The sequence below is a fragment of the Gammaproteobacteria bacterium genome, from assembly GCA_011682695.1.
In the GTDB taxonomy this organism is placed as follows: Bacteria; Actinomycetota; Acidimicrobiia; order Spongiisociales; family UBA4744; genus BMS3Bbin01.
The window spans coordinates 1-8670 of sequence record JAACED010000071.1; the positions used below are offsets into that span (position 1 = coordinate 1).

9 protein-coding genes are annotated in these 8670 nt (G+C 63.1%); 4 read left to right on the forward strand and 5 right to left on the reverse strand.

Annotation, left to right across the window (positions count from 1 at the left end; genetic code table 11):
* Positions 1-563: 563 nt before the first annotated feature.
* The 3 genes from GWP04_11045 to GWP04_11055 all read right to left on the reverse strand — a co-directional run bounded on the left by GWP04_11045 (position 564) and on the right by GWP04_11055 (position 3382).
* Positions 564-953, reverse strand: coding sequence for a response regulator (locus GWP04_11045; protein ID NIA26087.1), 390 nt, complete (start codon positions 951-953; stop codon positions 564-566).
* Between the two features lie 177 nt (positions 954-1130).
* Positions 1131-2504 (reverse strand): VWA domain-containing protein, encoded by a 1374-nt coding sequence (locus GWP04_11050; protein ID NIA26088.1) that lies wholly within the window; start codon positions 2502-2504, stop codon positions 1131-1133.
* Positions 2504-3382: an AAA domain-containing protein gene (locus tag GWP04_11055; protein ID NIA26089.1), complete on the reverse strand. Its 879-nt coding sequence runs from the start codon at positions 3380-3382 to the stop codon at positions 2504-2506. The genes GWP04_11050 and GWP04_11055 overlap by 1 nt, the downstream gene beginning before the upstream one ends.
* A 90-nt stretch (positions 3383-3472) precedes the next feature.
* Between GWP04_11055 and GWP04_11060 the strand changes: the two genes are divergently transcribed.
* The 4 genes from GWP04_11060 to GWP04_11075 all read left to right on the forward strand — a co-directional run bounded on the left by GWP04_11060 (position 3473) and on the right by GWP04_11075 (position 6969).
* Positions 3473-4126, forward strand: coding sequence for a hypothetical protein (locus GWP04_11060; GenBank protein NIA26090.1), 654 nt, complete (start codon positions 3473-3475; stop codon positions 4124-4126).
* A complete protein-coding gene (locus GWP04_11065; GenBank protein ID NIA26091.1) occupies positions 4126-4788 on the forward strand; it encodes a TrkA family potassium uptake protein in 663 nt (220 codons plus the stop codon). The genes GWP04_11060 and GWP04_11065 overlap by 1 nt, the downstream gene beginning before the upstream one ends.
* A 148-nt stretch (positions 4789-4936) precedes the next feature.
* On the forward strand, positions 4937-6427 hold the full coding sequence (locus GWP04_11070) for a hypothetical protein (protein NIA26092.1): 1491 nt from the start codon (positions 4937-4939) through the stop codon (positions 6425-6427).
* On the forward strand, positions 6427-6969 hold the full coding sequence (locus GWP04_11075; protein ID NIA26093.1) for a hypothetical protein: 543 nt from the start codon (positions 6427-6429) through the stop codon (positions 6967-6969). The genes GWP04_11070 and GWP04_11075 overlap by 1 nt, the downstream gene beginning before the upstream one ends.
* Before the next feature lie 36 nt (positions 6970-7005).
* Here GWP04_11075 and obgE read toward each other — a convergent pair whose 3' ends face one another.
* Both obgE and rpmA read right to left on the reverse strand, forming a co-directional pair.
* Complete coding sequence (obgE, locus tag GWP04_11080) at positions 7006-8256, reverse strand: GTPase ObgE (GenBank protein NIA26094.1); 1251 nt, start codon at positions 8254-8256, stop codon at positions 7006-7008.
* A gap of 14 nt (positions 8257-8270) precedes the next feature.
* Positions 8271-8522: a 50S ribosomal protein L27 gene (gene rpmA, locus GWP04_11085; protein ID NIA26095.1), complete on the reverse strand. Its 252-nt coding sequence runs from the start codon at positions 8520-8522 to the stop codon at positions 8271-8273.
* Between the last annotated feature and the right edge of the window lie 148 nt (positions 8523-8670).

Consider the following 8670-nt stretch of genomic DNA (forward strand, 5'->3'; position numbering starts at 1 on the left):
CCGCCAGGGCCGACGATGGGGGAGGTGTCCTCAGCGCTCTGGCCGAGGACGGAGGGGGTCCGTTTCCTCCCCCAGGAGGCCCGCCAGGGCCGACCGTTTCCTCCCCCAGGAGGCCGGAGGCCGACGTTGGGGGAGGTTGTCCTCGGGGTTTTTGACCGAGGACGGAGGGGGTGCCGGGCCGGGTCTGTGCCCCCCTCCCGGCTTGGCCGTACTCCCCTTTGTGGCAGTGTGGGAGGGGAAGGAGAGAGCCCCGGGTTTGGCTCTTTAGTTCCTTGTCCACCCTTGTGGGGTGTGGCTTTGTTGGGGTGTGTCGGCCCGGGGCTGCTTTGCTCGCTGGGGGGAGAAACCGGCGGACCAATAGACGCGTGACTCGCTGCGTTTTCTGTCTCGACGCAGTGTGGGACTGCGCTTTGTTATGCCAGAGCCGTCACGCTCGCCCTGCGATCACGTATCGATGCTCGTCGCGATACGAAGTGCGAAGTACCGAATAGGAGATGCCTGACGCGCACAGCCGCCGATCAACGCACCGGCATCACTCAGCAGACTTCTGTCGGTCCGAGTGCCTAGACGACGTGACCGACGGACTGCTGTGCAACGATTCGGAGGATCTCCTGGCGCAGTTCATCCGGCTGGAATGGCTTGGTGATGAAACCGTCGGCACCACTTTCGTCAGCGCGTCGACGGGACTCCTCCTCCGCATGCGCCGTGAGCACCAATACGGGAAGCGCTCGCGTTCTCGGATCCGAGCGAAGATGATCGAGGACTTCCCAGCCGTCCATCTCCGGAAGACCGATGTCCAAAACCATGAGATCCGGATCCTCGCTCAGCGCAGCTTCGAGAGCGCCAGGACCATCCTCCCGCATCACAACCTCGAGATTGGCTGGACGCAGGCATACCTCGATGAGACGACGGATCACCGCCGAATCTTCGACAACCAGCACGCGGCGACTCACGTTGACACTCCTTCTTGAAGTCCTTCGCGAATCATCGGCAGCAGCCGCATGACCCTTAACGTCTTTCGTTGGTTGCAGGCGCCCTGGCCGGTACTTCGTACTTTGTACTTCGTATCGCGACAAGGATCAATGTGAAACCACGGGGCGAGCGTCGCGGCTCTTGCCGGCTGCCGGCAGCTAACTCGTCACCTGCTCCACGAACCTCCCGAGCTGTCGAAGTGTTCTCACCTCGAATGCCCGACTGAAGGGCTCGTACACCCTCATGACCGAGTCGCCGGTGTTCCAGTACGCTCTCGGCTCCGGATTCAGCCAGTACACCGACCGCGCCGACGAGGCGATCTCGGCGAGCAGATCAGGCCTCGGATCCCGGTAGTTGGTTCGGGCGTCTCCTGCGACGATCACCGTCGCCTTGGGTGTGATCTCACTGCCGTATCGCTCCCAGAACATCTCCAGGGAGTGTCCGTAGTCGGAGTGGCCGTCGAACCACAACACCTCGGCCTCCTCGTGCAGACACGATATGGCGTCCTCGAAGTCGACACCCGGAGAGAAGAACCCGGTCACCTCATCGAGACCGTCGATGAACGCGAACGAGCGGAGGCGTGAGAACTGCGCCGCCATCGCATACACGAACTGCAGCGTGAAGCGTGCGAATGTGGCCATCGATCCACTGATGTCCGACAGCAGCATGATGTCGGGCCGAGAAGGTTTTCGGACACGAAACTTGGGCTCCAGCAGCACCCCGCCCGTGGACAGTGAACTGCGCACCGTCCGCCGGAAGTCGAGACGTCCGACACGCCCCCTCCTTCGTCGCTCCGCCAACCGGGCTGCGAGTTTGCGGGTGAGCGGATGCAGCGCCCTCTCGATGCCCTGTAACTCCTCGCGCGTTGCGTGCATGAGGTCCATGTCCTCGAGTGGTGCCGTCCGCAGGGTGATCGCAACGGCTTCCCTTCCCCGATCGGCGACCAGCCGCCGCCGCACCTCCGCCTGCACCTCTTCACGAAACTCGCCCACCCGAGCCTGGATGGCCTCTCGCAACAACCGCTCCTCGATGGCACTCAATCCTCGCTGCTCGGCATCTTCGACGAGACGCTCGACGGCACCATCGAGATCAAAGGGGCGAAGCGCCCGGTACAGGTAGTACGTCCCACCGACCGGCCTGCCCTTTTCCATCCCTGCAAAACGACGAACCGCGTACTGTGCAAGGGCCCGCAGGAGGGAGTCGTCGCTGCTGCCGAGGGCAGCCGCGAGCGCCTCCATGAGGCTCCCGCCGCCTGCTCCCGATGGGGCGCCCGGCGGAGTCTCCTGCTCGGGCTCGATGTCGTCGGATGCTGGACGATCAAGAGCAAAGTAGATCTCGAATGCAGTCTCGAATGCTCCGTAGTGGCGGATGTTCTTCACCAGCGTGGCCCCGAGCGAGGTTTTGAGTGCATCCCGATCGGCAAGGTCGATCTGGCGAATTGCCTCCATCGCATCGATGGCTTCGACCATCGAGACGGGGATACCTGCGGCACGCAACTCCTCGATGAAGCCGGTGAGCACGTCGAGGAACATCAGCCCTCGGCGTTGGATCGAAAGTCGTCGGCTACCTTGTCGATGTCGGTCTGGTACTTCAACAGCACATGAAGCGTGTCCTGCACGATCTCATCGTCGAGGGTCCGCACCTCGAGAGCGAGCAGGGTTCGGGCCCAGTCGAGGGATTCCGAGATCGACGGCGGCTTGCGGAGCTGGATGCTCCGGATGCTGTGCACGAGTCTGGACACCTGATCGGCGAGGTAGGCCGGGAGCTCGGGCACGCGGGCCAGCAGGATCTCTTTCTCGCGCTCGACAGATGGATACTCGATGTGCAGGAAGAGACACCGCCGTTTCAGCGCCTCGGAGAGTTCTCGAGTGTTGTTGGAGGTCAGCACGACCATCGGCTGAGTGCGAGCTGTGATGGTCCCGAGCTCCGGAATCGACACCTGGAATTCGGAGAGCACCTCGAGGAGAAGGGCCTCGGTCTCGACCTCCACACGATCGATCTCATCGATGAGCAGCACGACGGCTTCTGGAGACCGAATCGCCTCCAGCAGAGGCCGCGTGAGGAGGAACTCTTCAGAGAAGATATCGCCTTCGATCTCCTCCCAGGCCCTGTTCTCCCCTGCCTGGATCCGCAACAGCTGCTTCTTGTAGTTCCACTCGTAGAGTGCCTTCGACTCGTCCAGTCCCTCGTAACACTGCAGGCGGATCAGCGCCCTCCCCGAAGCCGCGGCGAGCGCCTTGGCCAGTTCGGTCTTGCCGACGCCGGCGGGGCCTTCGACCAGAATCGGCTTGTCCAGGCGATTCGCGAGGAACACCACCTGAGCGATCCGATCGTCGGCGAGATAGTTCTGGCGTCGCAGCGCCTCCTTGACCTGTGCGGCGTTACCGAGTCCGGTCGGTCCGTCGGTCATCGTGTCTCCTCCAAGGTTCTGGGCGAGTGTACCGGTCATATCGACCCACAACGCTGTGCCCGGAGCCGAGCAACCTATCATTGCTCCGTCATGAGAATCGTGATTGCAGGCAGCGGCCGTGTTGGAGGGGACCTTGCCCACGCGTTCGCCGACAAGGGACATGATGTGTCCGTCGTCGACGTGGACAAGTCCGCCCTCGAACTGCTCGGCTCCACATTCAACGGCTCGGTTCACCACGGCCTGGCGTACGACGTGCAGACCCTGAAAGAAGCAGGTATCGAATACGCCGACGCGTTCATCGCCGTCACCAATTCGGACAACGCCAACCTCATGTCGGTGCAGCTGGCGAAGCAGGTCTTCATGGTCCCGACGACGATTGCCCGCCTCGATGACCTGTTCCGGGAACCCGCCTATCAGGAACTCGATATCGACTACGTGCCGGCGTCCCGCCTCGTATCTCGCGTGATGTTCAAGAAGGTCATCGAGAAGGAGTTCGGCTTCCATCTGACCTTCGAAACCGGAGAGGTCGAGATCGTCGACATTCACCTGGGAAAACGAGCCGACGGAATGACCGTCGGAGAGTTCGAGGTGTCGGGACGGCTGAGGGTCGCCGCCGTGCGCCGCGGGGAAACCACACTGATCCCCCAGGATGATTTCCTGTTGCGCAAGGGAGACCTGCTGACGGCGGCTGCACGTGAGGGAGTCAGTCACAAGCTCAGCAGGTACCTCGAGGAGGTCGACTGATGAGAGCCATCGTCGTCGGGGGAGGAAAAGTCGGCGGTTATCTCGGCAAGACCCTCAGCAAAGAGGGACACACCGTCACCGTGGTCGAGCGGAGCAAGCCTAAAGGACAGCGGCTCGGCGATACCTCCAATGTTCTCGTGATCATCGGTGACGGCACCGAAGTCGAGGTGCTCAACAAGGCAAATGCAGCGCGCACCGACTGGGTCGTCGCCGTCACAGGCAAAGACGAGGACAACCTCGTCGCCTGCCAGCTCGCGAAGACCTTGGGTGCAAAGCATGTCATCGCACGGTTGAACGACCCGACGAATGCCCCCACGTTCGCAGCGCTCGGAGTCCCCGTCGTTGCCGTGACCGACATGATCGTGCGAGTCATCTCTCGAGAAGTGCAGCTCGAAGTCGAGAAGCTGGAGCGGGTGACGCTGCTCGCAAGAGGCGAGCTCAGCCTCGTCGAGGTCGACATCCCCGAGGGAACTCCGGTCCGACCTCTGAGCAAAGCAGCCCTGCCGGCCAAGACCGTCCTCGTGGCCTTGCTTCGTGAGGATGAGGTGTTCATCCCCCACGGTGGCACGGAGCTACGGCCCGGAGACAGAGTCCTGGCCGTCACCACGCTTCCTGAGGAAGATGAGCTACGGGACGCTCTCGGCGCGGGATCAGACCAGTGACTTCCCGTCCGAGACCGGCGGTGGTTCGAAGGGTGTATGAAAACGTCACCGGCGCGCTGGCGACGCTCGCCATCGAATTCGCCGTTGCCGTGCTTCTCTTCGTCGCATCGCTCGTATTCGCAGCCGTGATCATCGCTCTGTTCCGCTGATGCTGCTGCGACCAACCGGGGACGATCTCAGACTCATTGCGTACAACGTCGCCCGCATGCTGCTCATCTCGGCTGTTGCAGGACTGATCCCTCTCGCCTGGGCGCTGGCCGCCCGCGAGTGGGCCCCGGCAGCAGATTTCCTCGTCATGGTGGGCCTGTACGGCATGCTCGGCGCCCTCGGGCTCATTATGCGCCCACAGAACGACCGCTTGGACTGGAGTCACGGGATGGTCGTCGTAGCGCTGATCTGGTTGATCGTGCCCATCGTCGGAGCCGTCCCTCTGGCACTGTCGGGCCACTTCGCAAGCTGGCTGGATGCGTTCTTCGACGCCATGAGCGGCATCACGACGACAGGACTGACCCTCGTCCAGGACCTCGACCACATGGCCTCCTCGATGATCATCTGGAGACACGTTCTCCACTTCCTGGGCGGTCAGGGAATCATCATCGCCGCACTCAGCCTCTTCTCCGGCGCAGGAACTGCGACTCTCTACTACGGAGAGGCCCGGGACGACCAGATCTTCCCCTCCGTGCGCTCCACGGCCAGGTTCATCTGGCTCGTCTCCATCCTGAACGGGGTGGCCGGTATCACGGCCCTCACACTCGTCGCGCATCTCGACCTGGGGTTCGGAGTGCTCCGGTCGTTCTTCCACGGTGCGACGATCTTCATGGCCGCGTTCGATACCGGCGGTTTCGCTCCGCAGAGCACCAGCATCGGCTACTACCACTCGGCACCGTTCGAAATGGTCGTCGCCGTGCTCATGGTCGCCGGAGCAATGAGCTTCGGAGTCCACTTCGCACTATGGCGCCGCAGGTCGGTGCTCCGCAACCTCGAGACGAAGACGATCTTGCTCACCTTCGCAGGAACACTGATCATCACACAGATCGGACTCGTGGTGGCAGGCGTCTACGGCAGCGTTGCCGGACTCGGCCGCCAGAGCTTTTTCCAGGTGCTTTCCGCGCATACCGGTACCGGCTTTTCGACGATCCCCTCCGCGGACCTGGCCACATGGGGCGGGTTGGCATTCGGAGGAATGACGATCGCGATGGCACTCGGAGGGATGGCCTCGTCGACAGCCGGTGGTGTGAAGTCGCTTCGCGTCGGCCTGGTACTGCGATCCATCGGAGCGCAGATCAAACAGGTGCTGTTGCCCGAAGGAGCAGTGATCTCTCACCGCTTTTGGCAGAACGGGCCCAGGAATCTCTCCAATGAACTCAAACAGGCTGTCATGGCCATCTCCCTGCTCTATGTGGCCCTGTACGTCTTGGGTGCCGGCATCGGGCTCGCAGTCGGTGTCCCCCTCCAGGAGGCACTGTTCGAATCGGTGAGTGCGGCGGCGAACGTAGGCCTCTCTGTCGGCGTGACGACTCCATCCATGCCCGCGGCGCTCAAGCTGACCTACGCCTTCCAGATGTGGGCGGGCCGGCTCGAGTTCATAGCGATCTTCGCCCTCATCGGGTTCGCATGGTCGCTGGTGAGGGGGAAATAGTGCGCACCTTCGCTCTCGTGCTCATCGTCGCTCTCCTCATGCTCGTCGCGTCACCCGCCCTGGCCGCCGCCGACACCGTGAGCGGTGCGAAGCTGATCGAGGATCCTGCGGCCTTCGACGGCAAGCAGGTCACGATCTCCGGCGAGCTCATCGGCGATTACGGCTTCCGGGATGATGGAACCGTCTGGGCACAACTCAATGACGACGCCTACGCCCTGTCCCCGTTGCGCGATGGCGGAAGCTTGCGCGGGGCAAACACCGGTATCGGTATCCACGCAGACAAAGCGCTCTTCGTCTCTCTCGACCCGCCAGGCCGGTACAACCGAGTCGGCCCGCTCGTGAGCGTCACCGGCACATGGCGCTACCACGATGCCGGTCGCGGCGGAGAGAGCTACCTCGAGGTCGAATCCCTCGACGTCGTGCGGCCGGGGTATCCCGTCCAGGAGAACACCCGACACACGGTCGTAGTGGTCGGCGTCCTGCTGGCGATGCTGGCTGCGGGTCTGCTCGTCTTCGGCGCTTCGCAGGGAGCCAAGGAATAGCCAGGAGCCAGTCTCCGGTAGCCGGCAGCCGGCAGCTCAGTTCTCCTGCTCATCCTTGAACTCGAAAACGATATCGCCGATCCGTACGTCGTCACCGGACTTCGCACCCGAATCTCGAAGGGCGTCGTCGACGCCGAGACGCTTGAGGCGTTTTGCCGCGAGATCGGCCGCCTCCAGGATGGTCAGGTCGTGAAAAGCGACGGCACGCTCGGCATCCCTGCCTTCGACGATCCAGACCCCCTCCTCTCGTCGCACGGTGAAACCGGGCCCGATCGGACGGTGCAGAACATATCCTTCCCGGTCTTCACCCACTTGTGACGCCTGCTCGACCTCGTCGGCAATGGCGTGGAGCAAGGTTGGAATCCCCTCACCGGTCACGGCCGAGATAGCGAACGGCGAGATGTCGAGAGTGGCCAGCGCGTCCCGGCTCTCCGGAAGATCGATCTTGTTCATGGCTACGAGCCGGGGACGCCGGGCCAGGTCGGCCGAGTAGCGGGTCAGCTCACGGATCAGGATCTCCAACTGTTCCGCCGCAGACACCGGCTGCAATGCAGAGGGGTCGAGCAGCAACACGAGCACGCTGGATCGCTCGACGTGCCGTAAGAACTCATGTCCGAGGCCCTTGCCGTCCGACGCCCCTTCGATCAGGCCCGGGATATCGGCAAGCACAAACTCACGCTCATCGATGGACACGACACCGAGCTGGGGCTGAAGCGTCGTGAATGGGTAGTCGGCAATCTTCGGTCGAGCTGCCGAGACGGCCGAGATGAGCGTGCTCTTCCCCGCGTTGGGAAAACCGACGAGCGCGGCATCCGCGACGAGCTTCAACTCGAACTCGAGCCACGCCTCCGCGCCGTACTCCCCCTGCTCGCAGTAGGTGGGAGCGCGATGCGCAGGATCGACGAGTGCCGCGTTCCCCCTGCCTCCCCGTCCACCCTCGAGGACGACGGCTTCCTGGCCGTTCTGCACGAGATCCGCGAGCATCGTGCCGTGTGCATCTTTGACGGTCGTACCACAGGGAACCCGAAGCACAAGGTCTTCGCCTCGTCTTCCTGCTCGCAGATCACCCTGACCGTGGGTGCCGTCGCCGGCGCGATGATGAGGATGCCTCCGGTACACGAGCAGGGTCGCCACCGATTCGTCTGCCCTGACGATGACGTTGCCTCCGTGACCGCCCGAGCCGCCGATGGCGCGCCCGCGCGGCTTGCCACGCAACTTCTGGAAGCTGACGACGCCTGCCCCCCCGTCGCCGGCACGGACACGAACCCGAACTCTGTCAATGAACACGGGTTCCCGCTGCCTCAGTCGGTGAGGATATGGACCAGTCTCCGCCCATTCCGCCGCCCGTACTTGACGACACCATCCGCCGTCGCGAACAACGTATCGTCACCGCCGCGTCCAACGTTGTGGCCGGGGTGAATCCGGGTCCCGCGCTGTCGAACGAGAATGGAACCGGCAGACACCGCCTGTCCGTCGAAGACCTTCGGTCCGAGCCGCTGAGCGGCCGAATCCCGACCGTTCTTCGACGACCCTCCTGCTTTGGTCTTGGACATGTCAGTTCTCCTCTGGCGAAGCCTCTTCGGCCTTCTTCGGTGCTTTGGCCTTGGCAGCCTTCGTTGGCGCTTCAGCCTTCGTTGGCGCTTCAGCCTTCGTTGGCGCTTCAGCCTTCGTTGGCGCTTCAGCCTTCGTTGGCGCTTCAGC

Excerpts from the sequence above, each read along its gene's own strand:
- GWP04_11050 (NIA26088.1), bottom strand. The coding sequence starts at position 2,504 with ATGTTCCTCGACGTGCTCACCGGCTTCATCGAGGAGTTGCGTGCCGCA.
- GWP04_11055 (NIA26089.1), bottom strand. The coding sequence starts at position 3,382 with ATGACCGACGGACCGACCGGACTCGGTAACGCCGCACAGGTCAAGGAG.
- GWP04_11060 (NIA26090.1), top strand. The coding sequence starts at position 3,473 with ATGAGAATCGTGATTGCAGGCAGCGGCCGTGTTGGAGGGGACCTTGCC.
- GWP04_11065 (NIA26091.1), top strand. The coding sequence starts at position 4,126 with ATGAGAGCCATCGTCGTCGGGGGAGGAAAAGTCGGCGGTTATCTCGGC.
- GWP04_11070 (NIA26092.1), top strand. The coding sequence starts at position 4,937 with ATGCTGCTGCGACCAACCGGGGACGATCTCAGACTCATTGCGTACAAC.
- rpmA (NIA26095.1), bottom strand. The coding sequence starts at position 8,522 with ATGTCCAAGACCAAAGCAGGAGGGTCGTCGAAGAACGGTCGGGATTCG.